The sequence below is a fragment of the Stakelama pacifica genome, from assembly GCF_004361835.1.
Lineage (GTDB): Bacteria > Pseudomonadota > Alphaproteobacteria > Sphingomonadales > Sphingomonadaceae > Sphingomonas > Sphingomonas pacifica.
The window spans coordinates 311,885-337,113 of record NZ_SNWD01000002.1; the positions used below are offsets into that span (position 1 = coordinate 311,885).

A 25,229-nucleotide genomic window follows, 5' to 3' on the forward strand; every position below is an offset into this window, starting at 1 on the left:
AAGAACGGCATGGCACAACTATCCGTTCAGGACAAATTGGGCATTCTGGCCGATGCGGCGAAATATGACGCGTCCTGCGCCTCGTCGGGAACGGTGAAACGCAATTCGGCGGGCGGCAAGGGGATCGGTTCGACCGAAGGGATGGGCATCTGCCATGCCTATGCACCCGACGGACGCTGCATCAGCCTGCTCAAAATCCTGCTCACCAATTCGTGCATTTTCGACTGCCATTATTGCATCAACCGCAAAAGCTCGAACGTCCGGCGCGCCCGGTTCACGGCGAAGGAAGTGGTCGACCTCACCCTCTCCTTTTACCGGCGCAATTATATCGAGGGGCTGTTTCTGTCGTCGGGGATTATCGGTTCATCCGATTATACGATGGAGCAGATCGTCGAGGTCGCAAGGGCCTTGCGCGAAGACCATGATTTCCGCGGTTATATTCATCTCAAGACGATCCCCGATGCCGATCCGGCGCTGGTCGAGGCGGCCGGGCGCCATGCCGACCGGGTGTCGATCAATGTCGAACTGCCGACCGAGCGCGGGCTGAAACGGCTTGCGCCCGAAAAGTCGCAGCCGCGAATCGAAGGCGCGATGGGGGCGATGCATCGCGCGATCGAGGATGGCGGCGATGCGCGGCGGCGCTATCGCTCGGCACCGCGCTTTGCCCCGGCGGGCCAGTCGACGCAGATGATCGTTGGCGCCGACAGCGCCACCGATGGCGATATCGTACTGCGCGCGTCACAGCTATACGGGCGCTTCGGGCTGCGCCGGGTCTATTATTCGGCGTTCAGCCCGATCCCGGAGGCAAGCGCGGTGCTGCCGCTGCAACGCCCGCCTCTGATGCGCGAACATCGGCTGTACCAGTCGGACTGGCTAATGCGTTTTTACGGATATCGGCCCGACGAAGTGGCGGAGGCGGCGGACCCGGCGACGGGAATGCTGCCGCTCGATATCGATCCGAAACTTGCCTGGGCGTTGAAATTTCGGGATCGCTTTCCGGTCGATGTGAACCGCGCACCGCGCGAAATGTTGCTGCGCGTGCCCGGCCTCGGGGTGAAGGCAGTGAATGCGATTCTGTCGACGCGCCGATGGCGGCAGTTGCGGATCGCCGACATCGCGCGGCTGACCGTTTCGGTGAACAAGGTTCGCCCCTTTCTGATCGCAGCGGACTGGCGGCCGGTGATGCTGTCGGATCAGGCGGATCTGCGGCGCTTCGTGTCCCCGCGCGCCGAGCAGCTCGAACTGTTCGCAGCATAAGGCCGGTTGAACCTCTGACGCTCTCGCCGGTTGTGAAAGGCGCGAACCAGAACAGGAGATATATCGATGGCCGATGCGCGGATTTTTCAGGACCTGAAGGACGATCACGACCGGCATCGCGATCTGCTCGCCAAAATTGCCGAGACGCAGGGGGACAGCGAGGAGCGCCGGACGCTGTTCGAGAAATTCCGGGTCGAAGTGTCGGCGCATGCCGCAGCGGAAGAAGAGTCGCTATATGCAGCGATGCTCGAAAAGCCCGATCTGCGCGACGATGCGCGGCATTCGGTGTCGGAGCATAAGGAAATCGACGATTTTCTGGGCGAGCTTGCTGATAAGGATATGAGCTCGAGCGGCTGGCTGACGACGTTCAAGGAAATGCGTCACCGGTATGAACATCATATCGATGAAGAAGAGGAGGATATGTTCCCCGCCGCCGCCGACGGACTGTCGGATGCGGAAGAGGCGCGGCTTGCAAAGATCTTCGAGACGCGCAAACCGCGCGAGGCGGAACGTGCCGAACATAGCGAGGCCGGCGACGATCGCGAATGATCGGCAGGCGGCGGCGCGCAGCGTTTGCATAAGGCTGGCGGGCGAGGATGATTTTGACGGGTGGCGCGACGCCGCCCGCTCGCTCGCCGCCGCTGAAGTGCCGGCGGACGCGGTGCACTGGCAGGTCGGCGATGCGGCGGGCGATCTTTTCGCTTCACCGGCCAGCGAGGCACTTCCGCCGGGGAATCGTGAAATCCGGGTGTCGAAGCGGTTTATCGAGCTTGCCCGGGGCGTGTTGCTTCATCGCGATTCCGAACGGTTTTCGCTTTGCTATGCGCTGCTGCTGCGCATGGCGGAACAGCCCGCGCTGATAGACGATCGCGCCGATCCCATGATGCGCCGCGCCGAGGCGATGGCCAAATCGGTGCGGCGCGACATGCACAAGATGCGGGCCTTTGTCCGCTTCCGCAGCGTCACGGACGAGAGCGGCGACCATTATGTCGCATGGTTCGAACCCGAACATCATATCGTCCGTGCCAATGCCGCTTTTTTCGTCAACCGCTTCGCCGCGATGCGCTGGTCGATCCTGACGCCCGAAGGATCGATCCACTGGGACGGCGAGACCTTACGCGAAGGTCCGGAAGCGGTGCGCGGCGATGCTCCCGGCGACGATCCGGTCGAAGCGGTGTGGAAGACTTATTATGCGTCGATCTTCAATCCCGCCCGGCTGAAAGCACGGGCGATGCTGAAAGAGATGCCGCGCAAATATTGGAAGAATATGCCGGAGACCGCGCTGGTCGGCGAACTGATCGCCACCGCGCGGCAACGCGAGCGAGCGATGATTACGACCGACCGAGCCAGTATGACGGGAGATCGCACCGCGACGCTGACCGCGCTTCGCGAGGAAGCGACGGGGTGCACCCGCTGCCCCCTCTACAGAGATGCGACGCAACTGGTGTTCGGCGAAGGACCGGGCGATGCAGCGATGATGCTGATCGGCGAGCAGCCGGGCGATCAGGAAGATCTGACCGGGCGCCCCTTTATCGGCCCTGCGGGGCAGCTGCTAAACGAAGTTCTGGCCGCAGCAGGGATTGAACGCGACGCGCTGTATGTCACCAATGCGGTCAAGCATTTCAAATTCACGCCCCGCGGCAAGCGGCGAATCCATGCTAAGCCCGACGCTGGTGAGATCGAGGCCTGCCGCTGGTGGGTCGAACAGGAGCGCGCGCTGGTCCGGCCGAAAGTGGTCGTCGCACTGGGGGCGACGGCGGCGCGCTCGCTGCTCGGTCGGACGGTGACGATCGGGCGCGAGCGCGGGCGGCCGATCGAACTGGGCGATGGCGCCACGGGGTGGATTACGGTCCATCCCAGCTATTTGCTGCGCATTCCCGATGCGGCAAAGGCGGAAGAGGAGAAAGCGCGCTTCCTCAGCGATCTGAAAGCCGCTTACGCCTTGCTTGGCTGACTCTCCGGTCGGCGGGCGGCTGCGAAAAACATCAGATGGACGAGGCGGGCATTTTCGGGCCGGTCTCCGAAACCGGGGGCGGCATTGTGGAACAGCCATGGGCTGAACAGGATCAATCGGTTGAAGCGCATCGGCACGCGCATCACCCGTTCCCACCGGTCGGGGAAATTGGTGTCGGCATTGACGACGCGGCGCACGCATTCGTCGGCCGATCGAAAACCCGCCTGAAGCAGCGCGTCGTCGGTACGCGGCACACCTTCCAGTCCGGTAAGCTTATGCCGGAAAAAATCGGTCCCGCCCTGACAATCACGGTTGAGCGACAGGAACAATATCCCCGAATAAAAGCACGGATCGATATGCACGCCGGTTTTGCCGGTTTCGCGTGCGAGGGTGAGGCGGCAATGCTCGTGCAGCGTTCCGGGCATCCCCTCGACATGCACCCCCAGCCGCGCCGATATCGCAGCGTCGAGATTGCCGATGGCGAGCGGGCTGCGCGAGGGCAGGCCGGGATATTTGCCCTTTTTGAACGCCGGATCATATTCGAGCGCGAGAGCAGCTTCCCGAAAACCGGTCGGGTCGGGCAGAAAATCGTCGAGGATGATGAGCGAAGGCAGCATAAGACGACAGGTTTCGGTGCAAAGACAGACCGATGCAATGGCCGCATCCGCTTTCGGACGCAATGCGTTGTATCGTGCATGACCGATCCGCTCCACCGTTTTGTCGAGGCGCAGCAGGGCGTCTGGGAAGCAGCGCTGGCCGAGTTGCAGGCTGGAGAGAAGCGCAGCCACTGGATGTGGTTCATCTTTCCGCAGATTGCCGGGCTGGGCCGCAGTCCCACCGCGCAATTTTATGCGATTGCCGATATCGGAGAGGCGACCGCGTATCTGGCGCATGACATACTCGGCCCGCGCCTCGTCACCGCGAGCGAAGCGGTGCTTGCCCATGCGGGCGAGCGCAGTGCGCGCGCGATCATGGGCGATATCGACGCGGTGAAGTTGCGATCGTCGATGACGCTGTTCGAACGGGTCACTGCCGCCGGGCCGTTCGGCGCGGTGCTCGACGCGTTTTACGATGGCGAGCGCGATCCCGAGACGCTCAGACGGTTGTGAGGCGGCGACGCTGCGGTTAGCGTCGCGGCCATGAACTCGGTAAAGCTCGATCCCAGCTGGCTGACTCCGCTTCAGGGCGAATTCGATTCGCCCTATATGGCGCAATTGCGCGAATTTCTGATCGGTGAGCGCAAGGCGGGCAAGCGAATCTTCCCGGCGGCTCGCGAATGGTTTCGTGCGCTCGACCTTACCCCGCTCGATCAGGTGCGCGTCGTCATTCTGGGGCAGGACCCGTATCATGGGCCGGGACAGGCACACGGGCTTTGCTTTTCCGTCCGGCCCGGCGTCCGCACGCCGCCCAGTCTGGTCAATATTTACAAGGAGATGCGCAGCGATCTCGGCGTCGAACCGGCGGGGCATGGGCATCTGGAACATTGGGCGCGGCAGGGGGTGTTGTTGCTGAATTCCGTATTGACCGTAGAGATGGGCAATGCGGCTTCGCATCGCGGGCGCGGATGGGAGCGCTTCACCGATGCGGTGGTGCAGGCGGTGGCGGCGCAGGACCGGCCGGTCGTGTTCCTGCTCTGGGGTGCCTATGCGCAGAAAAAGGCCGGGTTCATCCGGTCGGTCGAAGCCGGGGGAAAGCATCTGGTGCTCAAAGCCGCCCATCCCTCGCCGCTGTCGGCGCATAACGGATTTTTCGGATGCCGCCATTTTTCGAAAGCCAATGCGTTTTTGCAGGCGCAGGGGCGCGCACCGGTCGACTGGGCGCTGCCCGCCGATGCGGGCGAAGCGGCGGCGTAGGAGGATGGACCGGCGATGATCGCCCAGCTGGCCATCGCCACCGCCATGGTGCTGCTGACCGTCGCGATCCATGGCGGCGGGATCATCGCGCTGGTCCGGCTGATGCGGCTGGAGGAAGCCGAGGAGCGCGCGGCGCATATTCCGCATGCATCCTGGCGCGGATTCGTGTTCGTCCTGACGCTGGTGCTTGGCCTCTTCGTGCTGCACGGAATCGAGATATGGCTCTATGCGCTGCTGTATCTGGCGGGCGGTGCGCTGGGCGCGCTGGAACATGCCGTCTATTTTTCGACGATAACTTATGCGACGATCGGATATGACGATCAGGGACTCGCCGCGACATGGCGACTGGTTGCGGCGATTGAGGGGATTAACGGGGTGATCCTTCTCGGCTGGTCCACCGCATTTTTCGTAACGGTGGTGGGGCGATTGGGGCGACGATAAGGGGGACGAGCAATGGCGGTTGCGGCGGTGAAGCGCATGTCTGGCGGCGGCATCCGGGCGCTGGTGCGGCCCACAGTGCCAGCAGCGATTCGCGACCGGCTGGCGCTGCAGCAAAGCGAGCGGTTGCATGGCTTTCTGCCGCTGCTGTGTATCCTGATCGCGGGCAATTCGCTTGCCATGGCATGGGCGATTCTGGGCGATCTGCCCTGGTGGCAGCAGGTCGCACCGCCGGCGATCATCACCGGAACCTGCCTTGCCGTGCTGGCCGTCAGCCGCATCCGGGGCAAGCCCGAAACCGCAGCGGCGGCGCGGCGGCAGCACCGGTTCGCGGCGGGGATTGCCGGGGCGCTGGGGCTGGTCGCGGGGTTCTGGTGCATCAATGCCTTTACCGAGACCGAGCAATATTATTGCATGACCGCGCCGGTATTTATCGGCATCGCAGCGATCATTGCGGCGACGTGCCTGCTGAGCGTACCCTATGCCGCGATTGCGGCGATGGGGACGACACTGGCGCCGATCGTCATCAAGCTGTCGCAATATCCGTATGATTCGCTGCGGGCGATGTCGGTGATGCTGGCGCTGGTCAGTGTGATGCAGGCGGGCGTGGTCCTTTCCAAATATCGTGAGACGATTTCGACTTTGGTGCTGGAACACCGGCTGGAGCAGATGGCACAGGCGGACCCGCTGACCGGGCTCGACAATCGCCGCGCGTTTGAGGGTGCGCTGGACGAAGCGCTTGGCCGGGGCGAATCCGTGCTGATCGCGCTGGCCGATCTCGACGGGTTCAAGCCGGTCAATGATCGCCATGGCCATCAGGCGGGCGATGCGGTGCTGATCGCGCTTGCCGCACGGATGCGCGAAGCGGCACCCGAGGCGCTGTCGGTCGCGCGGCTGGGCGGCGATGAGTTTGCCATCCTGTTCGCCGCGGGTTCGGATTCGACCCCCGTGATGGAGCAGCTTTCGCGCACCCTGCCCGATCCGGTCGATTTCGACGGAGTGACGCTGTCGGTCGGGGCGAGCATCGGCACGGCGACAAGCCCGGCGGACGGGGCAAGCGCGGCGGCGCTGCTCCACGCCGCCGATATGCGGCTGTACGCGCAAAAGGCATTGCGGCCGGACCGGCGGCGGCGGGCGCGCGCGGCGGCATAAGCGATCGCCGTTCGCCCGCGCGGAAGTTGTGGAAGTTCACACTACGTCCCGCCTCGCGCCCCCTCTCCGCTTGCCTGCCCCTTCCCCTTTTGTTCGGCCACTTCCGCGATGATCGCGTCGATCCCGTCGAGCACCGCGCGCTTTTCGCGTTCGGCCTCGCGGTCCATCGCCTGATTGCGGGCGTCGGCGACTTCGCGTTCGGTGAGGTGGTGCGCGGTGGCGATCGGGTCATGCGCATCGCGCTCCACCCCGAAAGCATCGGCCCAGCCATCCTGCGCCACACGGTCGATCGCCTGTGACAGCGTGAGCGCCGCGCCGTCGGGGTGCCGCTGATGCTCCATCCCGTCGAGCCATGCGCCATAGCGGACGGGATCGCGATAGCGCAGCAGGAACATGGTCAGGCGTTCGTCATAATAGCGCCGCTCGCCAATCTGTTCGCCCTGATAGAAGACCGGCCGCACCACGCCGTTCAGCGCGCGCGAAAAAGCAGCATCGGACAGGCGGCGGACCGCATAATCAAGCGCGGCATCCCATGCCACGCGAAACGATTGGGCATCGACGCGGCGGCGCAGCGCATAGGCCGAACTGGCCGACATGCCGACGCGCCCGCAGGCATGATCGACACAGCCGCATTCGGCCAGCGCCTCGACAAAGGCGACCTGTTTGTCGGGCGTCCAGCCGTCGTGGCGCGGACGCACCTCTACCGGATCGAAATCGGAATCGAAGGCGGAAACATCGTCGCGGCCTTCGGGCGGGATGGGGGTTCTGCCATGGGTCATCGAACAGGATGAACCAGATTTTGCGCGTGTAGGACAGCGAATCCGCAGGATTGTAGGACAATGTAGGATTTGGGTGTGGCGGATCGGCATCCATCAGCACCGCCGAATTGATGCAGGGTCCGGGCCGGAAAGGGCGTATGAGGGTGGCGGGCGATGTCGTCCATGAAGGAACCATGATGGCCAAGAGCCAGAAACGATCGAACCGCGAAGTGCGCAAGCCCAAAGCGGAAAAGCCCAAAAAGCAGAACGCCTCCAACCCGTCGACCAAACCGGTCGCGATGGTGAATCTGAACAGCTGATCGCGGCGCGGCGCCCGTAGCTATTGCGCGGGCGCCGGTCGTGCTTTTTGGCTGGTCGCGCAGGGCCCGGCGGCTTAGGTCCGTCGTTTTTACACGGAGCCCGAATATGAGCGACGAAGAATATGTGTACGACGAAGCCAGCGGCGAATGGATTCCCGCGAGCGAAGCCGCAGCAAAGGCAGATAGCGGCGGCGAAGACGCGGTCGAAGTACGCGACGCGGTGGGCAATGTGCTGACCGATGGCGATCAGGTGACGCTGATCAAGGACCTGACGGTCAAGGGCGCAGGCCAGACGCTGAAGCGCGGCACGTTGATCAAATCGATCCGGCTGACCGGCGATGCGCAGGAAATCGACTGCAAATTCGACGGTATCAAAGGACTGGTGCTGCGCGCGGAGTTTGTGAAGAAGCGGTAGGGTGGCGAGCTGGAGAAAGCGCGGCGACGCTTGCGGCCCGCGATCAATGAGGGACGCGCTTCGGGGGTGAGTGAGCGCGATCCGTTCGACTATCTTGATGAACTGCGCGCCGGACTGCGCAAGAGCGCCGGAAGCAAGGATGCGGCTTGAACTGAGCCGCGTTTCCGATGATCGGCGCGCAAATCCAGCCTATGTCACGCAGTTCTCGGTGCCGGAATCCCTCGTAAAAGTCCTTCGGTGCTCAAATCTTCATCGATCTCCGGCCAATGAATGCCAAACCCCCCGCCCGCTGGCTCCCAGACCGATCGCTGCTCCGGCGTTGCCGAGAGAAGGCGCGGATACCAGGCAAGGGGAACGGAGATTGTGCGTCCATCCATCAAATCCACGACGAGGCTGTCCTCTGTGCAGTGCACATCGGCTACGCGCTCGTCAGTTATTCTGACCGAAATGTTCATGCCATGCCTCCAGCAGCGTCAATCGATGCTCCGCTACTAGCCCTAATATGGCATTGATTTCCCGCGGGCGAAAGCCGCTGGCTTTGGCAAGTGAAATGGGGTCGAGCCAAGCCTTTAGTGTCGCGCCATCTTTGTCGACATGGATATGCGGCGGCTCATTGGGTTCATGGCTGAAGAAATAGAAGCGATACCCGTCTTTGCGAAGTGCGGTAGGCATTGGGCTAAGCTCTCGTTGCGGCCCATTCAACGTGAGCCGACCGCAATCGAAGCTCAAGCGATTAAAATTTACGGAGACCAACGCCCTACCGATAACCATTTGCAGAAATTGGGTTTTGTTTTCGTCGTTTTGCGACTTTGGACACAGCGGCCACGCTTTAGAAGCGATCAAACACGGAAAATCTTTGGTAAAATTCCAAGGAATAGCTGTGGTTTGCGCGAGGTCGGTGGCGCAAAACAACGTGCGACATCAGCAGTCCATTCCAACCGAAATTCTGGCTGCATCTCTGCCAATGCCGCTGCACCGTCTTTATCGGAGCATTCTCGGAGGCGGGTGAGGGAAATAGATAGGGCGAGGCCAATTGTTCTTCCCTATGGCGTCGCTCGATGAGTGCTAAAATGCGCATTCCTTCGTCACGGAGCGGCTGTCTAGATACAAACCAAAGCTTTCGTTCATCCGGCAGGTAAGGATACCAGATGGAATCGATGATATTTGACCATCGCGCGCGCAGGATCGGCTGAAGCCTTGCTTCGGTAGCGAAATAAAGGCGAATCGCCAAAGCCTGACGCCAGCTCTTATCCGCTTCAAGAGCATCGAAAAGCCGCTGATAGTCTGCATCACTTATTTTAAAAATCTCTGGAAACGGCGGCGATTTGCGTGAATCCAGATTTTTTGCACATTGCCGTTGAAGCGCTTTGAGCTTCCGACGGAGCGGACCAAACTGGTCGCCAGCATCTTTGAATACGCCGCCTACAAACGACCTGAGAACTTTGCCGTTTCCACGGCTGATCCCCGGTTGAGAAATGGCCTCCGCCAATTCCCGGATAGGCACATCGTCAAATGTCGATGCGAGTATCGCCTTTGGGACATAGCTACCCACCAGATTGCTGATCTGGTCTAAATATAAATGATCCTTTGAACTGCGTCGCAACCGAGCGATTTTGTGATCGAAAGCATCGCCAATCATTGTCGAAAGCACTTTTGCTTTTCGCCGCTGCCAAGCTCGTTCGCTACGATCGGCCGATGTTGGCAAGCCCAGATGAAACGCGATCCGATCGCGCGCCCACGTACGCGCAGCATTTAAGAAATGGCCGAGCGGCTTGTCCCGGTCCCGACGCCACCAAAAAAGCGCGTAGTCACGTTCAGGACGAAATGTTTCTCGAACCAAAACGCCGGATCGGTCGCGCAAGCGAATTGCGTAGGCTTTGCCTCCGCCTTTCTTGCCAGCCCATACCCGCAACCCGAAATGGTCGAGATGATTGTCCCCGATCCAGGTTTCTCCCCGGATCGGCGGATCAATCGCATCGACCATTTCTGGCGTCAGGCAAGCCTTCGGCATTAGTCAGCAGGCAGATAAAGCTTTCCGCCTTCTTTTTTGAACTTTTCGCTCATTTCTTCCATGCCTTCACGGGCGTCTTCGCGTTCGTCTGCCGGGGTTTCGCGGCGGATGTTTTCGCTGGCGAGGTAGCTGTCGCTATTCTGCTTTGCCGCGAAGTCGCGTACTTCCTGCGTGATCTTCATGCTGCAGAATTTGGGGCCGCACATCGAGCAGAAATGCGCGGTTTTCGCGCCTTCTGCCGGGAGCGTCTGGTCGTGATACTGCTCCGCCGTGTCGGGATCGAGCGACAGGTTGAACTGGTCGCGCCAGCGGAATTCGAAACGGGCGCGGCTCAGCGCATCGTCGCGCAGCTTGGACGCCGGATGCCCCTTGGCAAGGTCGGCGGCATGGGCGGCGAGTTTGTACGTCACCACGCCGACCTTCACATCGTCGCGGTCGGGAAGGCCCAGATGCTCCTTTGGCGTGACGTAGCAAAGCATCGCGGTGCCGTACCAGCCGATCATCGCGGCGCCGATGCCGCTGGTGATATGGTCGTAGCCCGGCGCGATGTCGGTGGTTAGCGGCCCAAGCGTGTAGAAGGGGGCTTCGCCGCACGCCTCCAGCTGCTTGTCCATATTCTCCTTGATCTTGTGCATCGGCACATGGCCGGGGCCTTCGATCATCACCTGAACGTCCTGATCCCACGCCTTTTTGGTGAGCTCGCCCAGCGTGTAGAGTTCGGCGAACTGCGCCTCGTCATTGGCATCGGCGATCGATCCGGGGCGCAGGCCGTCGCCCAGCGAATAGGCGACGTCATAGGCCTTCATGATCTCGGTAATCTCGTCGAACTTCTCGTACAGGAAGCTCTCCTTGTGATGCGCGAGGCACCATTTCGCCATGATCGATCCGCCGCGCGACACGATGCCGGTGACGCGCTTTGCCGTCATCGGGACATAGGGCAGGCGAACGCCGGCATGGATGGTGAAATAATCGACGCCCTGCTCCGCCTGTTCGATCAGCGTGTCGCGGAAGATTTCCCAGGTCAGGTCTTCGGCAATGCCGCCGACCTTTTCGAGCGCCTGATAGATGGGCACGGTGCCGATCGGCACGGGCGAATTGCGCAGCAGCCATTCGCGCGTGTCGTGGATGTTGCGGCCCGTCGACAGGTCCATGATGGTGTCCGCGCCCCAGCGGGTGGCCCAGACCATCTTGTCGACTTCCGCCGCGACGTCGCTCGCCACCGCCGAATTGCCGATATTGGCGTTGATCTTCACGAGGAAGTTGCGGCCGATCGCCATCGGCTCGCTTTCGGGATGGTTGATATTGTTGGGGATGATCGCGCGGCCGCGGGCGACTTCGTCACGGACGAATTCGGGGGTGACGTGGTCGGGGATCGCCGCGCCCCAGCTATTGCCGTCGCGGGTCGCAGCCTCGTGCATCGCGTCGCGGCCCATATTTTCGCGGATCGCGACATATTCCATTTCGGGCGTAATGATGCCTTTGCGGGCATAGTGCATCTGGCTGACATTCGCGCCGGGTTTCGCGCGCAGTACTTTCTTGCGCACGTTCGGGAAGGGCTGGACGCCGCCCGACCGGTCGGGGCCGGACATGCCGTTGTCTTCGGGCTTTACTTCGCGCTGGGTGACTTCCTCGACATCGTCGCGGCCGCGAATCCAGTCGCGGCGAAGTTCGGGCAGGCCGGCCATGATGTCGATGCGGGCATTGGGGTCGGTATAGGGGCCGGAGGGGTCGTAGACGCGAAGCGGCGGTTCGCCGCAACCGGGTTCGAGGTCGATCTCGCGCATGGCGACGTTGAGGGGGCCGACATGCACCTTTCGGCTGCCGCGAATCGGGCCGGTGGTGACTTTCATTTCGGTACGGGCGGGAATATCGGCCATCAGTGTCGTTCCTTCCTTGTGGAGGAAGCGATACGCCGGTGCGGCCGCTCCCTCCCTACGCCGGTTTCAACCGGATCAGGTTCAGCGGGTCGGGGGCTGCGGCCCCCCTCTCAAGCGCTGCATCAGCGCTCCCCCGGGGATGGGTCATGTGTAACGGGTTTGGATCGCGCATGAAAGGGGGGTTGGCAGGGCGTGCTGCGCGGGGCAGTTTCGGGCCATGGCTGAGCTGCTGATCGTCTGGCATTCGCGCACCGGGGGGAGCGAGGCGATGGCGCGCGCGGCGTGCCAGGGCGCGGCGGCTGAGGACTGCGCGGTGCGGATGGTCGCGGCGGGCGATGCTCAGGTCGAGGATATGCTGCGCGCAGACGGATATCTGTTCGTGTGCCCCGAAAATCTGGCGGCGATGTCGGGGATGATGAAGGAGTTTTTCGACCGCACCTACTATCCCGTGCTGGGGCGGATCGAGGGGCGCGGCTATGCGGTGATGGTGTGCGCAGGCTCGGACGGGGAAAGCGCGGTGCGGCAGATTGCGCGGATCGCCAAGGGCTGGCGGTTGCGCGAAGTGGCAGAGCCGATGATCGTCAATACCGATGCGCAGACGCCCGAGGCTATTCTGGCGCCCAAGGTGATTGGGGAGGAGGAACTGGCGACGTGCCGGGAGATGGGGCAGGCATTGGCGGCGGGGCTGGCGATGGGGGTGTTTTAGGCCGGGCGGGGCGGAAAGCCGAAGCGATAGCTGCTACGCTTTGCCCGGCAAGGCAAAAAATGCTCGTTCCGCTTGTGCCCCAATGCTGCCGGTCATTCCGATGAGGTTGGCGTTGCAGACGCCTTGTCGTCATAAACGATCTTTTGCATCAGTGCGACAAGCTGACGCTGCTCCTGCGCTGACAGGCTGGCCATTGTTTCAGCATTGACTGACCTGGCCGCCTCAATTGCCGCATCGCGCAGCCCCCTTGCATGGTCGGTTAACCAGATCCGCTGCACCCGGCCATCTGCCTCGTCCTTTTGCCGCCGGACCAGCCCATCGCGTTCCATGCGCGCCAGCGTGTTGGCCATGGTGGCCTGTTCAATGTCCAGACGTTCGACCAGCTCTTTTTGCGTGAGCCCATCGCCCTCCCACAGTTCCAGCAATGCCGGGAACGTGCCGGGGGTAAGTCCAAGCGGACGGATGCGCTCAGCGAGTCCTCTCTCGAAAAGCCGGGCCATGTGATTGACGAGGTATCCGGCTGACAGCTCTTTAGAAAATTTCATACCGCGCTGTTAGCACTTGCATAGCAAGCTATACAAGATTACATAGCTGACTATGTTTTTGGAGAACGCGGAAGGTTTCCATGGCGAGAGTGATCCACCCCATCGCAGGCGCAATCGCTCTGCTGACCATTAGTTTCTTCTGGCTATCCACGGTGTCGTCAGAACTGTTTGGCAGTGACGCGCTGGTCGTCACCGTCAAGACCATGATCCCGTGGGGCTTTCTGATCCTGATCCCGTCGCTGATGGCGGCAGGCGGCTCCGGTTTTCTATTGGGCAAGGGATGGCGCAACCCATTGGTCAGTGTGAAGCGCAAGCGCATGCCGATCATTGCAGGGAGCGGTATTCTAATTCTGATACCATCGGCGCTTTATCTGTCGTTCAAGGCTCAGGCGGAGTCCTTCGATGCCGGGTTTTACATCGTGCAAACATTGGAGCTGATCGCGGGCGCGGTGAACATCACCCTGCTCAGCCTCAACATGCGCGACGGACTGCGTCTGACCCGCAAACGTCCGGCGCTGCGCGACGTCAGTAATTGAGCAAGCTGCGTATCTCTTCGCGTGGCTGCGAGGGACGCTCCCTTACGTGACCGGCAGTTTTTACCCCCGTATCGGTCCTTCGCAGCTGCATTCTGCGCTTCTTCGACAGCCACCTTCGGCCTCGCGTCTCAGCCCAGCCCCGCAAACCATTCCGCGTAAGGCGTGTTCTTCGCGAGATGGCGATTCCAGTCGGGGGCGTTGTCGTTCCACCAGACGGGGCCGCGTTCGCCAAGGGCGCGTTTGGCGGCATCGACGCGGCGGCGGGCATCCTTGCGGGCGGTATCGTCGGGGGCGTCGCGTTTGGCGCGGCGGGCGGACATGAGTTCGCTCACCAGCGCCTCGCGCTTTTCGGGATCGAGCGTGGGATCGCTCATCCGCCATAGCCGGCCACGCACGACGAAATAACGTCCGTCGGGCGTGACCGGATGGCCGCCCGCGGTGTCAGCGGGCGGCATGGTTTGTAATCATCGGGATCAGAAGGTGTAGGTAAGCCCTGCGCCGATCGTCCACTGATCGGCATCGCCGACATCGGAGACGAGCGGGCTGTCCTTATATTTGCCGAGCATCCGGCTGTAGAATACGCCGCCGCCGACGCCCAGACCGTGGAGCAAATCGCCCGTAATGCTCTGCACGCCGTACAGGCCGAACGACACGTTCTTGAAGCCGCTGTCGCTGATATCATAGGTGCGAAGTCCGCTGACTGCGCTGCCCTGCGGCGTGACCGAGAAATAGGTGCGGCCATAGCCCTTACCCACATAATCGGCCGAAGCGGTCAGGCCGACCGCCGTAGTGCGCGACAGCGGCGTGAGATAGCTGATCTGCGGGGTGACGACATAGCTGTCATAGGCACCCGCGACATCAGCGACCACCGCGATGCGCGCCGAGAGCGAGTCATAATCGCTGGTGATGACGCCGGTGCGCGAAATGCCGACGAAACCGCCCAGTTCATAGGCAGTGTCGAGCTTGCCCAGCGCACGCACCTGCGCATTGTCGATATCGCCGGTGCGGTTCAGCCGAACGCCGGCGATCGGGCCTGCGCTGAACTTCGTCCCCACCCCGCCCTTATCGGGAATGAGATCGACATAGAGCTGCGTTCCGCGCGACCAGAAATCGACCCCGCTGATCCGGCCATTGACGAGCGCGGCGGGCGTCCACTGGTTGGTGTCGGCGCCTTCATAATCGGGCACATTGGCAGCCCCGACGCCGATGCTGATCCGATCGCCGCCGGTGTCGATGTCAGCGCCGGACGACTGAGCGAGGGCGGGCTGCACGGAAATGGCGGCGACACTCGCGGCGATGAACGAGCGAATATACAAGAATGGGTCCCTTTCGGTATTGTTTGCGCTGCGAACGCATGAATGGTCGCTTCGGGTCCGGCGATGCGTTACGCCGATGTTACAATTGAACGGCACCGTTGCCGAATTGCATCATCAGAAAATGTAGCGCATCCGCACATCCTGAACGGGCGTTTTGGGACCGACTTCGAAACGCACCGCCGAGAAGCGCGGGGGACCGAAGCGGATCGCGGGATTGCGCGAAAACCCAAAGCCTTCGCGCGGAATGCCCGCAAAAGTGTCGAGCCGGTTATTGCCATTCTCGTCATGGATGACCGACAGGGCATAATCGCCCGGAGCCAGGCCGGGAAACAGGATCACCCGCTGCCCCGCCGGAACCGAACGGGTAACGGCACGCGGATCGCGGTCGCAATTGGGGAAATGCGCTTCATCGGCGGTGAGACACAGGCGGATCATCCCCTTGTCCGATCGCAGATTTTCGATTTCGACGGTCAGCGGCCCCGATTCAGGCGGCGTCGCGGCACCGCTCAGCAGTGCGACCACGATCAGCGCCACCCCCAGCCGGCGGGCAAAGCGCTGCATCGGACCGATGCCGGAACCGCCCAAGGCCTTCATCCGTGCCGCAGAGACGATCCCAGAAGCGGAAATAGAGGCCATAATTGCATCCATAGCGTTCGTGATGCCGCTGATGATGGCTGGCGGTGATCAGCCATGCACCCAGCGGCCCGGACCACAGGAAGCGGGGGAAGATTTCCCACCCCATATGGTTGGTCACCCCCATAACGGTCATGACTGTCAACACAACGCCCAGTGCGCCGACATGAATGGGAATGAGGAACACCAGCGCCGGAATGACGATCGCGCCGGTCAGCGCCTCGATCGGGTGAAAGCTCATCGCCGCCCATGCGGTGGGCGGGCGGCTGGCATGGTGGACGGCATGCGCGATGCGAAACCATTTGGGAATGTGCATCCAGCGATGCGTCCAGTAGAACCAGGTGTCGTGCAGGAAGAGATAGGCGAAAATGCTGACCGGCACATACCATAGCGGCATGGCGTGAATGTCGGCATAGATTTTCGTCCAGCCGTGATTTTGCCAGCCCCATGCGACCACGCCTGCGGGCACACCGTAAATGGCGGCGGAATACAGGCTCCAGCGCACCTCGCGCCACATCTGTTTGTCGAGGCCCGCATACAGGCCGGGATGTTTGATGCGCGTGGCCAGTGCAAAGCCGCCGCTGGCGATGAGATAGCGAACGCCGACGATGAACGTCATGGCAAGCGCCGAGGCGAGGATGGCAAGCGCGATGGTCACAGGCGCGGTTTAGCGGATCGCGCAGGCGGTGGCGAGAGCGGGTCGACGCCAGTCGGGGGCAACGCCGCAGCTTAGCCGCGCCGCCCCATCCGGTCAGGCGTTTATCGGTACGCGATTATAATTGCGGGCATAGGCGTTTTCCACGCCGGGCAGGATTTCGACGATGTCGAAATAACGATCCCAAAAGGGGGTTTCGCGCAAGTCCTCGACCAGAAGCTGGTAGGATTCATGGTCTTTGGCATCCCACATCCAGATATCGGTCACCCGCGTCGAATAGAATTCGACATCAAAAAAACGCAGCGAAACGACGGATTCGTGCTTTTTGAGGATCGGCTTGAACTGTTCGGTGAACAGCGCGAACCGACGCTCCACCGGAAAGCCGAGCCATTCGGGCGATGTCTTGACCAGCATGAAGACGGTGATGGCGGGGTCGGAAACGGGGGTCATGGTCTGTCCTTTGCAATACGTGTTCGACCCCGATAGAATGCGAGCAAAGCCTCATATTCGCTACTCGCATTGCCACCATGGTCCGACCGCCGCCACATCATCGCCCCACCCCGCGCAAAACGCCTCGTCAGCCGCGATCGGTCGAGACGGTCGCCGTGCTGGTGGAAGCGGCGGCTCGCATTCTGGAGCAGCACGGCCCGGGCGGATTCACGACCAACGCCGTGGCCGGGCGGGCGGGTGTGAGCATCGGATCGCTCTATCAATATTTTCCGGGCAAGGAGGCGCTGATCGGCGCGCTGATCGTTCGCGAAACGGGGCAGCTGATCGCCGATTGGGAGCGCGACGCGACCGCACCGGACGGCGCACAGGCGCTGACCGACATGATCGGGTCGGCGGTTGCGCATCAGCTGAAACGACCAGCGCTCGCCCGCCTGCTCGATGTCGAAGAGGCGCGACTTCCGTTCGACCGGGATACGCGCCGTGTGTCGGATCGGTTGCGGGCGCTATTGCTGGAGGTGCTGGCGAGGCCGGATCTGCCGCACCAGCCCGATCCGGAAGTCGCAGCAGCAGATGTACTGGCCATCATCAAAGGCATGATCGACGCAGCGGGGGAACGCGGCGAAGGCGATCAGCCATTGCTTGCCCGTCGGGTACGGCGAGCGGTCGACGGTTATCTGAACAGTTCGGATCACGTCTGATCGACCTTACCGGATCGACGGACGCTTTCCTCCCTCCGATCTGGGTTCTCGACTCCACCGGTCGCGCAATTGAAATTTCGCTCAAATGCGCTATCTTGATGCTCAAAGGAGCATTGCTGTTATGGCCACTATCCCGAGCGAAGCTGCTCCCACCCGGCGGCAGCCAAAATCTGTGCGGGGCAAGGATTTCTATGTCCGCATCTTTCGCTCCACCCCGCAGGCGCGGATTGCGATGATCCGCAGCGGCGTGCTGGCGGGCGATGCCAAGCAGATGATCAGCGATCTGCATTTCGATCAGCAGGCGCTGCTGCGCGCGCTCAACCTGAAAATCGCGACGGTCAATCGCAAGGCGGCGCGCGGCGAAGCGTTGTCGAGCGAAGAAAGCGAGCGGGTGCTGGGTATCGCGCGGCTGGTCGGGCAATTGCAGGCGATTGTCGAGGAATCGGGCGACCCGCGCGGGTTCGACGCGACTTTGTGGCTGTCGCAATGGCTGCGCGAACCGCTCGCCGCGCTGGGCGGGCAAAAACCGCTGTCGCTGCTCGACACGATGGAGGGGCAGGCGCTGGTCGCCGACACGCTGGCCAAGGTGCAGAGCGGGGCCTTTGCGTGACGCGCACCGTGTGGCGCATCGCGGCGGACACACGGGACTATCCGGCGGATGATGCAAGCGGCCGGGGGGCGGAGGTCACCGGCGGGCGCTGGAACCGCAAGGGCACGCCGATGCTCTATAGCGCGAGCAGCCGGGCGCTGGCGTGCCTTGAAACCTTCGTCCATCTCAATTCGGGCGGGTTGCCGCTCAACCGCTATCTAGTCGGGATCGAGATCGACGACGCGCTGTGGGACGCGGCGCAAGTGGAGAGCGAAGCGTCGCTTTCCGTCGGTTGGGATGCGGAGCCGGCCAGCCTGACCAGCGTTGATTTCGGGACCGGCTGGGCGAAATCCGGCGCATCGCTGCTGCTGATCGTGCCATCGGTGATCGTGCCGGAAGAAGCGAATATCCTCATCAACCCGCGCCACCCCGATGCGGGGCGGATTACCCCGCGCAAGGTGCGCAAATGGCAGTACGACCCGCGCCTGACGCGGGGATGATTGCCGGAGCGCCCCGCCCCCTCCCCGGCACGGAAAAATCGCACAAAGACGCTGATTTTAAGCGCTTCTGCGTCTTGCGACCGATGGCGCACAGAGGCATGCTGCGCCTTGCGCGCGCTGCGGGTCGCGGCGCGGCTTTTCGGGAGAGCGTGCCATGCCTCGTCTGCCTTTGACGGTTGTTTTCCTGTGTCTGACGCTTGGGGGCACCAGCGCCTCTGCGCAGAGCGGGAAATCCGTCGATCCGCTGGCGGAGGTGAAGAAAGGCGCCTGGGTAGAGGTGTGGCAGCCCGGCCCCGATGGTGAGCAGATTGTGCTGTGGCCCCGGAGCGTAAAGCTCGACAAGCCGGACACCGGCGACCATCCCGAAGAGGTCGGCCATGGCACCGGCCCGGTGGCGGGGAAACCATGGCAATGGGCAAGCTATGTCACGCGGCCGACCATGACCATTTATCGTCCCAAGGGGGAGAGTACGCACAGCGCGATGCTGGTGCTGCCCGGCGGCGGCTTCGCGGCGGTGGCGATGGATCTGGAAGGCACCGAAATCTGTGACTGGGCGGTCAGACTGGGCATGACCTGCGCGGTGTTGAAATATCGCGTGCCGCAGGCATGGACCGGGGGCAAGCGGCCCGACAAGCTGCTGGCGCTGGACGACGCGCAGCGGGCGATGGGAATGCTGCGCGAGCGCGCCGCCGACTATGATATCGATCCGGACCGGATCGGGGTGATCGGCTTTTCCGCCGGGGCCTATCTCGCCGCGAATATGAGCAATGCGCCGACGCGCGATTATCCGCCGGTCGATGCGGCCGACAAGCAATCGCCCGTGCCCGATTTCGCGATCATCGCCTATACCGCGCGAATCCGAGACAATAGCAAAGCGCCGACCGACCTTTCGCTGGCGCCCTGGGTGAAGATCAGCCCGGACGCGCCGCCGACGCTGATCATCCATGCGATGAACGATCCCACCGACGATGTCCGCAACCCGATGGCCTATGCGCTGGCGCTGAAACAAGCGGGCGTGCCGGTGGACGTGCGCTTCTATGCGCGCGGCGGCCATGCGTTCGGCATGCGGCCGACAGATGCGCCGGTGACGACCGAATGGCCGGGCGAAGCAAAGCAATGGCTGACCGATATCGGGATGTTGCCGCGCTGAGCGTGTCGCGGCACAATTGCCCCACAGAAACGCAGATGCGGGCAGGAACGGCATTGAACGGAGCGCCATGACCGAGCGAATCGAATCGCTGACCGAGCGGGAGAAGGAGGCGCTTCGCCTGCTACTCGCCGGGCATGACACCAAATCGGTGGCGACGACGCTCGACCTGTCGGTGCATACGATCAATGATCGTTTGCGCGATGCACGCAAAAAATTGGGGGTGTCGAGCAGCCGCGAGGCCGCACGGATGCTGGGACAGGCCGAGGCCGCCACCCCCCAATTATCCGGGCGCATGAAAATCGGGATGGCCGACGCACCCACCGATCCCAAAACCTTTCCTCCATCGCAACGCCGCCCGGCAATCGGTTTGCCGCTTGTCTGGCTTGGAGGAGGAATGCTCATCATGTCACTGATCATCGCAACGCTCGTCTTCACTGCCCTGCCCAGCCAGAATGCCGCGCGACCGCCCGCCGCCGAAGCCGCAGCCGCGCAGTCGGACGCGATCGCCGCCAATGCCCCGGCGGTGACCGCAGCGCGCGACTGGCTCGCGCTGATGGACAAGGGCGCATGGGGCGAAAGCTGGTCGGAGGCCGGAAGCCTGTTTCGCGAACAGGTAACACAGGCGCGATGGACCGATATGGCAAAGGCAGTGAGCGGGCCGCTGGGCAAGGTGACGGCGCGCGCGTTCAAAAGCGGGAAGCAGATGAACGCACTGCCGGGTGCGCCGAAGGGCGACTATGCGATGGTGCAGTTCGCCACCGACTTCGCCCATCGCGCCGGAGCGACCGAGACGGTTGTCCTTGCGAAGCAGGCCGATGGCTGGAAGGTTATCGGCTATTTCATTCAGTAATCGGGTTCAGCGGTCCGGGGGCAAGACCGTGCCATCCGCGGAAGCTGAGCGCGGTGTAGAATAGTTCGATGGCGTGGAAGCCCGCTTCGCCCAGCAACGCTTCATCCTCCGCCGCTGTCAGAAAGGGGAGCCGCTCCGCCATTTGCTGCGCCGACGCCTGAGCCTCCGGGTCGCGCGGGTCGGCGCGGGCAAAGGCGGCGGAGCGGGCAAACCAGCGGGCGGCGTCATCGCGGTCGGGCGGCGAATGGTGCGCGACGATGAAGGGTGCATCGGGGCGCAACCGCCGGGCGATCTGGCGCAGCGTGCGCAACCGCTCCCCGGCTTCGAGAAAGTGCAGCGTGAGCAGGCACAGCGCGCCGTCGAACGGCCCGGCGGGCGCATCTTCGATATAGCCGGGGACGAGGTCGATCCGGTCACGATGGGATTCGGTGAGCTGCGCAGCGATGGCGAGCATCGCCTCCGACGGATCGACACCGGTAAAGCGCCAGTCCGGCTCCGCCGCGGCCAGCGCGCGAAGCTCCATCCCGCCGCCCGCGCCGAGCACGAGCAGCCGCGCCTCGCGCCCCAGCCGCTCGGTCAGCAGCACATGCGCCATGCGGTGGAGATCGAAAAGACCCGGCACCTTGCGCGGAGTCTGTTCGACATAGTTCGCCACCGCTTTGGGATCGCTGAACGGCAGGTCGGATGATCCCGGCACGGCAATCAGCGCCCGTACAGTGCCTTTGCATCGGCGCGGAAACGCGCGCCGCTGTCGGGGCGGGAATAGAACATGTGGCCGCCGGGATAGACGTCGAGCTTCACCCGCTGCGCCATGCCAAAGCTGGGCATCTGATCGACGATCAGGCGCGAGGCGAAGAAGGGGCAGGACAGATCGTCCCAGCCATGCGCGATCATCACTGCCATTTTCGGGTCGTTGGCGATCGCTTTCCGCAAATCCTGCACCGGGGCGTCATCGGGCTGGCCGCGATCCCATGCCTGATTCACCGCATAGGAAAGCGCATGATAGCGGGCGGTCGTCTTCCACCCCACAACGCGCGTCACGAAATCGACCATCGCGCTGGTCGTCGGCGCGATCAGCGTTTCGAGCAGCGGGTCGTTCGACTGCTGCTGCGCCGCCCAAGGAAAGGGATCGAAGCCAGTGACATTGCTGTCATACACGCTGCCGATCTTTCCCTCTGCGCGGTGCACTTCGCGAAGATAGGTGCCCGCATCGACGCGGCCGCCCATTTTTGCGACCAGATTGCGGTCGAGACCGGTCAGCTCAGTGACGCGATCGACCAGCCGGGCAACCGCTGCCGGATCCGACCGCCCCTGCAGCAGGTCGGTGGCGAACTGACCGCGCGTATAGGCCTCCACCTGCGCCATGGCTTCGGGTGTCAGCCGCCCTTCGCGTTCCAGATGCGCAGCGGCCATCGAGGGCAGATCGACCATCCAGGGAAGCGGCGACAAGGCAGTCGAACCCGCGCCCGATGCCGGGTCGAGATAGGGCGAAACCAGCACCATGCCGTTCACGCCGACACCGATCTGCGATTGCAGTTCGTGGGCGATACGCGGCACGCGATAGCCGCCATAGCTTTCCCCGACGAGATATTTGGGCGAACGCAGTCGCTCCTCTTTTACCAGCCAGTCGAAAACGACTTTCGACAGATATTCGATATCGGGATCGTTGGCGTAGAAATGCTTCTTGGTTTCATCGGGATCGACAAGGCTGCGCGAAAATCCGGTGCCGATCGGATCGATGAACACCAGATCGGTGAAATCGAGCCAGCTGTTCGGGTTATCGGTCGTCACCGGGGCATCGGACGGAGAATCGCCCTGATCGCCAAAGGGTACGCGCTTCGGCCCGATCGCGCCCATATTGAGATAGACCGACGATGCACCGGGGCCGCCATTGAATGCAAAGGTTACCGGGCGATCCGCCCCGCCGCCGGGCACGGTATAGGCGGTATAGACGACCTGACCGATTTCGTTGCCCTTGTCATCGCGCACCGGAATGGTGCCCACGGTCGCCTTGTACCGGATGGTGCGGCCCGCGATCTGAACGGTCTGATCGACGCTTTTATCGTCGGGAAGCGGCGGGAACTGGTTGCTGTCGTCGGCACCCTTTTCGGCTGCGGTTTGCGGCTTGTCCTGCGCAAAGGCGGGCATGGCGAGCGTTGCGCAGGCGAGCGCGGCGATCAGCGGCTTGAAATGCAAGAAATGTCCCCGATGATATAGTGAAACATCAGCCTAAGCCGCTGCCGGACGCTGCGCAATAGCGTCTTTGACGCTCGACCCTGCCCGCTCCCCGCGATAGGATCGAGGCATGACCAGCTTTCGCACCCCCTATCCGCCCATCGACCCCTATGACAGCGGCATGCTGGATGTGGGCGACGGCCATCGCGTCTATTGGGAGCGGGTCGGCACGCCGGGCGCGAAACCGGCGGTGTTCCTGCATGGCGGACCGGGTGGCGGGTCCTCGCCCGCGCATCGGCAATTGTTCGACCCCGCGCGCTATGACGTGATGCTGTTCGACCAGCGCGGGTGCGGGCGTTCGACGCCCCATGCCTCGCTGGAAGCGAATACGACCTGGCATCTGGTCGATGATATCGAGCGGCTGCGCGCAATGGCGGGGGTGGAAAAATGGCAGGTATTCGGCGGATCATGGGGATCGACGCTGGCGCTTGCTTATGCCGAGACGCATCCTGCCCGCGTCAGCGAGCTGGTGCTGCGCGGCATCTATACGCTCACTCGCCGTGAGATGGACTGGTATTATCAGTTCGGGGTGAGCGAGATGTTCCCCGAAAAGTTCGAACGCTTTTTAGCGCCCATCGCGCCCGAAGATCGCGGCGATATGATTACCGCCTATCACCGGCTGCTGACCGGCGACGATGAGGAAGCGAAGCTGGAAGCGGCAAAGGCCTGGTCGATCTGGGAAGGCGAGACGATCACCCTGCTCCCCGAACCGGGCACGTCGGACCAGTTTCATGACGGGCATTTCGCGCTCGCCTTTGCGAGAATCGAGAATCATTTCTTTTATAACAAAGGCTGGCTGGAAGAGGGGCAGTTGCTGCGCGATGCGCCGAAGCTGAACGGGATTTCGGGGGTGATCGTCCATGGCCGCTATGACATGCCCTGCCCCGCGCGCACCGCGTTCGACCTGCATGCGCGCTGGCAGGGAAGTGAGCTGGTGCTGATCGAGGGCGCGGGCCATGCCTATAGCGAGCCGGGGATACTGGACGCGCTGATCGCGGCGACCGATCGCTTTGCGGGGGGGTGAGGGCCATATCTTGGCGTTGCGCTTACGCCCGTCATGCCGGGCTTGTCCCGGCATCCACCGTGCCGCCTGAGCCTCGGGCGGTTGCTCCCGCCGAGCCGTAGATGCCGGAACAGGTCCGGCATGATGGGGGCATGCGACGCTGATCCTCCGCAACGGTGTCTGCCGCACCGCAGAAACAAGGCATGGCGCGCCTGCCGCACTGGCCCCCGGATCAGGTCCGGGGTGACGGCGTAATTTGGGTGACGGTACCGTCCGAAGCGCATGCCGCGAGATACATCATGATCGTCATGCCGGGCCTGTCCCGGCATCCACGGTGCCGCCTCAGCCTCGGGCCGTTGCTCCCGCCGAGCGGTAGATGCCGGAACAGGTCCGGCATGACGGAGGAGGCAGGCGAGGCAAGCTCTCTGCAACCAGCATATCGCTCGCCGGGCGAACGTGCCGACATTCGCGCGGCACCGTGCCCCCCGCACAAAGTCCCGGTGACGAGAGAGGAAAACCGCCGTCAGCGAGCCTCAATGCGCGTAGATCATCTTCTTCGTCATGCCGCCATCAACGGCGATATGCTGGCCGGTGATGAAGCCTGCGCCTTCGCTCGCGAGGAAGGCGACGGTGGCGGCGATATCTTCCGGCACGCCGATACGGCCGACCGGATGCTGATCGCGGTCGATATCGCGATGGTCGGGCCGGCTGCGCGCTGAAGGCTTTTGCCAGGGCCCGGTTTCGATCCAGCCGGGCAGCACGGCATTCACCCGGATATCGGGGCCAAGACTGATGGCGAGGGCATGGGTGAGCGCGAGCAGCCCGCCCTTTGCTGCGGCATAGGCTTCGCTGTTCGGTTCGGACTGGATGGCGCGGGTCGACGCGGTGAACACAATCGAACCCTTGCGCTGGCGGAGCAGCGGCACAGCAGCGCGGGTCATCAGGAACGCGCCGGTGAGATGCGCATCCTGCCATTTGCGCCAGTCGGCGAGCGACAGTTTTTCGACCGGGCCGGTATCCGGGTTCGCGATCCCCGCATTGCTGGCGAGCAGGTTGATCCCCGCCTCCCCGGCCGCTTCCTGCCAGGCACGAATCGCATCGAACGCAGCGGCGACCGAATCCTCATCCCCGACATCGCAGCCCTGTGGCAGCAGCGGCTGCCCGCGATAGACATCGGCAAGATCGGCGAGCGCCTCGCCATCCAGATCAAGCGCGGCAACGCGCCAGCCCTCGCCCAGCATATGATCGACAATGCCGCGCCCGATCCCCTGAGCGCCGCCGGTAACGATGGCGGTTTTCATTGCTGTTGTTTCCCCTGCAAACACAGA

The 25,229-nt window shown here is 62.9% G+C and carries 32 protein-coding genes and 1 riboswitch; of the genes, 17 read left to right on the forward strand and 15 right to left on the reverse strand.

What is annotated here, in order from left to right; genetic code table 11:
• The first annotated feature begins 9 nt into the window (after positions 1 to 9).
• From EV664_RS04555 to EV664_RS04565, 3 genes are all read left to right on the forward strand, one after another.
• Positions 10 to 1,257, forward strand: a complete 1,248-nt coding sequence (locus tag EV664_RS04555; protein ID WP_133494498.1) for a putative DNA modification/repair radical SAM protein — start codon at positions 10 to 12, stop codon at positions 1,255 to 1,257.
• Between the two features lie 66 nt (positions 1,258 to 1,323).
• Positions 1,324 to 1,806 (forward strand): hemerythrin domain-containing protein, encoded by a 483-nt coding sequence (locus EV664_RS04560; RefSeq protein WP_133494499.1) that lies wholly within the window; start codon positions 1,324 to 1,326, stop codon positions 1,804 to 1,806.
• A complete protein-coding gene (locus tag EV664_RS04565; protein WP_373287492.1) occupies positions 1,778 to 3,211 on the forward strand; it encodes a UdgX family uracil-DNA binding protein in 1,434 nt (477 codons plus the stop codon). The genes EV664_RS04560 and EV664_RS04565 overlap by 29 nt, the downstream gene beginning before the upstream one ends.
• Here EV664_RS04565 and EV664_RS04570 read toward each other — a convergent pair.
• Complete coding sequence (locus EV664_RS04570; protein ID WP_133494501.1) at positions 3,193 to 3,828, reverse strand: DUF6445 family protein; 636 nt, start codon at positions 3,826 to 3,828, stop codon at positions 3,193 to 3,195. The two genes, EV664_RS04565 and EV664_RS04570, sit on opposite strands and share 19 nt — an antisense overlap.
• A 78-nt stretch (positions 3,829 to 3,906) precedes the next feature.
• Here EV664_RS04570 and EV664_RS04575 point away from each other — a divergent pair, with 78 nt between their 5' ends.
• Genes EV664_RS04575 through EV664_RS04590 form a run of 4 tightly spaced genes read left to right on the forward strand, consistent with a single transcriptional unit; the run spans position 3,907 to position 6,654 of the window.
• The gene (locus tag EV664_RS04575; RefSeq protein ID WP_133494502.1) at positions 3,907 to 4,320 is read left to right on the forward strand and encodes a DUF1810 domain-containing protein; all 414 of its coding nucleotides are present in this window, start codon (positions 3,907 to 3,909) and stop codon (positions 4,318 to 4,320) included.
• Positions 4,321 to 4,350: 30 nt separating this feature from the next.
• Positions 4,351 to 5,064 (forward strand): uracil-DNA glycosylase, encoded by a 714-nt coding sequence (gene ung / locus EV664_RS04580; protein ID WP_133494503.1) that lies wholly within the window; start codon positions 4,351 to 4,353, stop codon positions 5,062 to 5,064.
• Between the two features lie 15 nt (positions 5,065 to 5,079).
• The gene (locus EV664_RS04585; protein ID WP_133494504.1) at positions 5,080 to 5,505 is read left to right on the forward strand and encodes an ion channel; all 426 of its coding nucleotides are present in this window, start codon (positions 5,080 to 5,082) and stop codon (positions 5,503 to 5,505) included.
• A gap of 12 nt (positions 5,506 to 5,517) precedes the next feature.
• Entirely contained in the window at positions 5,518 to 6,654 is a 1,137-nt protein-coding gene (locus EV664_RS04590; protein WP_133494505.1) for a GGDEF domain-containing protein, read from the forward strand.
• A 41-nt stretch (positions 6,655 to 6,695) separates the two neighbouring features.
• Here EV664_RS04590 and EV664_RS04595 read toward each other — a convergent pair whose 3' ends face one another.
• Positions 6,696 to 7,433: a hypothetical protein gene (locus tag EV664_RS04595; protein WP_188656360.1), complete on the reverse strand. Its 738-nt coding sequence runs from the start codon at positions 7,431 to 7,433 to the stop codon at positions 6,696 to 6,698.
• A gap of 137 nt (positions 7,434 to 7,570) precedes the next feature.
• On the opposite strand from EV664_RS04595, the gene EV664_RS19150 reads away from it, so the two are divergent.
• On the forward strand, positions 7,571 to 7,732 hold the full coding sequence (locus EV664_RS19150) for a hypothetical protein (protein WP_162848762.1): 162 nt from the start codon (positions 7,571 to 7,573) through the stop codon (positions 7,730 to 7,732).
• Between the two features lie 106 nt (positions 7,733 to 7,838).
• Complete coding sequence (locus tag EV664_RS04600) at positions 7,839 to 8,147, forward strand: alkylphosphonate utilization protein (RefSeq protein WP_133494506.1); 309 nt, start codon at positions 7,839 to 7,841, stop codon at positions 8,145 to 8,147.
• A gap of 194 nt (positions 8,148 to 8,341) precedes the next feature.
• Here the strand turns inward: EV664_RS04600 and EV664_RS04610 are convergent, their stop codons facing one another.
• From EV664_RS04610 to thiC, 4 genes are all read right to left on the reverse strand, one after another.
• Positions 8,342 to 8,602, reverse strand: coding sequence for a DUF2442 domain-containing protein (locus EV664_RS04610; protein WP_133494507.1), 261 nt, complete (start codon positions 8,600 to 8,602; stop codon positions 8,342 to 8,344).
• Positions 8,577 to 8,819 carry a DUF4160 domain-containing protein gene (locus EV664_RS04615; protein WP_133494508.1) on the reverse strand — a complete coding sequence of 81 codons (243 nt, stop codon included), beginning with the start codon at positions 8,817 to 8,819 and terminating at the stop codon, positions 8,577 to 8,579. The genes EV664_RS04610 and EV664_RS04615 overlap by 26 nt, the downstream gene beginning before the upstream one ends.
• Positions 8,820 to 8,976: 157 nt before the next feature.
• A complete protein-coding gene (locus EV664_RS04620) occupies positions 8,977 to 10,131 on the reverse strand; it encodes a site-specific integrase (protein ID WP_133494509.1) in 1,155 nt (384 codons plus the stop codon).
• Between the two features lie 26 nt (positions 10,132 to 10,157).
• Positions 10,158 to 12,035: a phosphomethylpyrimidine synthase ThiC gene (gene thiC, locus EV664_RS04625; protein ID WP_133494510.1), complete on the reverse strand. Its 1,878-nt coding sequence runs from the start codon at positions 12,033 to 12,035 to the stop codon at positions 10,158 to 10,160.
• 48 nt (positions 12,036 to 12,083) lie between these two features.
• Positions 12,084 to 12,175, reverse strand: a riboswitch (TPP riboswitch).
• Positions 12,176 to 12,252: 77 nt separating this feature from the next.
• On the opposite strand from thiC, the gene EV664_RS04630 reads away from it, so the two are divergent.
• On the forward strand, positions 12,253 to 12,741 hold the full coding sequence (locus EV664_RS04630) for a flavodoxin family protein (protein ID WP_133494511.1): 489 nt from the start codon (positions 12,253 to 12,255) through the stop codon (positions 12,739 to 12,741).
• Positions 12,742 to 12,833: 92 nt separating this feature from the next.
• On the opposite strand, the gene EV664_RS04635 is transcribed toward EV664_RS04630, so the two are convergent.
• Complete coding sequence (locus EV664_RS04635) at positions 12,834 to 13,286, reverse strand: MarR family winged helix-turn-helix transcriptional regulator (protein ID WP_133494512.1); 453 nt, start codon at positions 13,284 to 13,286, stop codon at positions 12,834 to 12,836.
• Between the two features lie 80 nt (positions 13,287 to 13,366).
• On the opposite strand from EV664_RS04635, the gene EV664_RS04640 reads away from it, so the two are divergent.
• On the forward strand, positions 13,367 to 13,822 hold the full coding sequence (locus EV664_RS04640; protein WP_133494513.1) for a hypothetical protein: 456 nt from the start codon (positions 13,367 to 13,369) through the stop codon (positions 13,820 to 13,822).
• Positions 13,823 to 13,950: 128 nt separating this feature from the next.
• On the opposite strand, the gene EV664_RS04645 is transcribed toward EV664_RS04640, so the two are convergent.
• The 5 genes from EV664_RS04645 to EV664_RS04665 all read right to left on the reverse strand — a co-directional run bounded on the left by EV664_RS04645 (position 13,951) and on the right by EV664_RS04665 (position 16,876).
• Entirely contained in the window at positions 13,951 to 14,277 is a 327-nt protein-coding gene (locus EV664_RS04645; RefSeq protein ID WP_133494514.1) for a hypothetical protein, read from the reverse strand.
• 18 nt (positions 14,278 to 14,295) lie between these two features.
• A complete protein-coding gene (locus tag EV664_RS04650) occupies positions 14,296 to 15,138 on the reverse strand; it encodes a MipA/OmpV family protein (RefSeq protein WP_229668094.1) in 843 nt (280 codons plus the stop codon).
• 114 nt (positions 15,139 to 15,252) lie between these two features.
• Positions 15,253 to 15,660, reverse strand: coding sequence for a DUF2141 domain-containing protein (locus tag EV664_RS04655; protein WP_308423510.1), 408 nt, complete (start codon positions 15,658 to 15,660; stop codon positions 15,253 to 15,255).
• Positions 15,623 to 16,390 (reverse strand): sterol desaturase family protein, encoded by a 768-nt coding sequence (locus EV664_RS04660; RefSeq protein ID WP_373287491.1) that lies wholly within the window; start codon positions 16,388 to 16,390, stop codon positions 15,623 to 15,625. The genes EV664_RS04655 and EV664_RS04660 overlap by 38 nt, the downstream gene beginning before the upstream one ends.
• Before the next feature lie 132 nt (positions 16,391 to 16,522).
• On the reverse strand, positions 16,523 to 16,876 hold the full coding sequence (locus EV664_RS04665; RefSeq protein WP_133494515.1) for a darcynin family protein: 354 nt from the start codon (positions 16,874 to 16,876) through the stop codon (positions 16,523 to 16,525).
• Between the two features lie 77 nt (positions 16,877 to 16,953).
• Between EV664_RS04665 and EV664_RS04670 the strand changes: the two genes are divergently transcribed.
• From EV664_RS04670 to EV664_RS04690, 5 genes are all read left to right on the forward strand, one after another.
• Positions 16,954 to 17,574: a TetR/AcrR family transcriptional regulator gene (locus EV664_RS04670; RefSeq protein WP_133494516.1), complete on the forward strand. Its 621-nt coding sequence runs from the start codon at positions 16,954 to 16,956 to the stop codon at positions 17,572 to 17,574.
• 121 nt (positions 17,575 to 17,695) lie between these two features.
• Positions 17,696 to 18,184, forward strand: a complete 489-nt coding sequence (gene parS / locus EV664_RS04675; RefSeq protein ID WP_133494517.1) for a type II RES/Xre toxin-antitoxin system antitoxin — start codon at positions 17,696 to 17,698, stop codon at positions 18,182 to 18,184.
• A complete protein-coding gene (locus EV664_RS04680; RefSeq protein ID WP_170178724.1) occupies positions 18,181 to 18,663 on the forward strand; it encodes an RES family NAD+ phosphorylase in 483 nt (160 codons plus the stop codon). Before parS ends, EV664_RS04680 begins: the two co-directional genes overlap by 4 nt.
• Positions 18,664 to 18,817: 154 nt before the next feature.
• Positions 18,818 to 19,813: an alpha/beta hydrolase gene (locus tag EV664_RS04685; RefSeq protein WP_133494519.1), complete on the forward strand. Its 996-nt coding sequence runs from the start codon at positions 18,818 to 18,820 to the stop codon at positions 19,811 to 19,813.
• 67 nt (positions 19,814 to 19,880) lie between these two features.
• Complete coding sequence (locus tag EV664_RS04690) at positions 19,881 to 20,663, forward strand: helix-turn-helix domain-containing protein (protein ID WP_133494520.1); 783 nt, start codon at positions 19,881 to 19,883, stop codon at positions 20,661 to 20,663.
• On the opposite strand, the gene EV664_RS04695 is transcribed toward EV664_RS04690, so the two are convergent.
• Complete coding sequence (locus EV664_RS04695) at positions 20,653 to 21,360, reverse strand: class I SAM-dependent methyltransferase (protein WP_229668093.1); 708 nt, start codon at positions 21,358 to 21,360, stop codon at positions 20,653 to 20,655. The genes EV664_RS04690 and EV664_RS04695 overlap by 11 nt on opposite strands.
• Positions 21,361 to 21,365: 5 nt before the next feature.
• On the reverse strand, positions 21,366 to 22,811 hold the full coding sequence (locus tag EV664_RS04700) for a S10 family peptidase (RefSeq protein ID WP_133494748.1): 1,446 nt from the start codon (positions 22,809 to 22,811) through the stop codon (positions 21,366 to 21,368).
• Positions 22,812 to 22,968: 157 nt separating this feature from the next.
• On the opposite strand from EV664_RS04700, the gene pip reads away from it, so the two are divergent.
• Positions 22,969 to 23,922 (forward strand): prolyl aminopeptidase, encoded by a 954-nt coding sequence (gene pip, locus EV664_RS04705; protein WP_133494521.1) that lies wholly within the window; start codon positions 22,969 to 22,971, stop codon positions 23,920 to 23,922.
• Between the two features lie 512 nt (positions 23,923 to 24,434).
• Here the strand turns inward: pip and EV664_RS04710 are convergent.
• Positions 24,435 to 25,202, reverse strand: a complete 768-nt coding sequence (locus tag EV664_RS04710) for an SDR family NAD(P)-dependent oxidoreductase (RefSeq protein ID WP_133494522.1) — start codon at positions 25,200 to 25,202, stop codon at positions 24,435 to 24,437.
• Between the last annotated feature and the right edge of the window lie 27 nt (positions 25,203 to 25,229).